Genomic DNA, 278 nt, shown 5'->3' with positions numbered 1-278 from the left:
CCACAGTGAGCCTCCATCCGAACGACCAGGGCGGCTTCCGCCTCGGCGTCGCGCTGGCGGCTGAAATCAAGGGGCTTGGTCAGGCGAGCGCCGAGGCGCTTGTATCGGAAGCGCACAAGATCTGCCCTTATTCCAACGCGATCCGGGGCAATATCGACGTGGTGCTGTCCGCCACGGCGCTTCCGGCAAAGGCAGCATGACGACGACAACCGAAACCATGGCCAAGATAGCCCCGGCTCAGGACGCTGGGGCTATCGCCGTGCCGCGCCTCGACCAGC

1 pseudogene is annotated in these 278 nt (G+C 65.5%); it reads left to right on the top strand.

The window, feature by feature from the left end:
- A pseudogene (locus tag EN808_RS36105) lies at positions 1-200 on the top strand (organic hydroperoxide resistance protein); the annotation flags it as partial.
- Positions 201-278: the final 78 nt, after the last annotated feature.

The sequence above is a fragment of the Mesorhizobium sp. M8A.F.Ca.ET.165.01.1.1 genome, from assembly GCF_004792065.1.
GTDB lineage: Bacteria > Pseudomonadota > Alphaproteobacteria > Rhizobiales > Rhizobiaceae > Mesorhizobium.
Note: the sequence above shows the minus strand (reverse complement) of the source record. Positions and strands in the feature narration are given on the sequence as shown.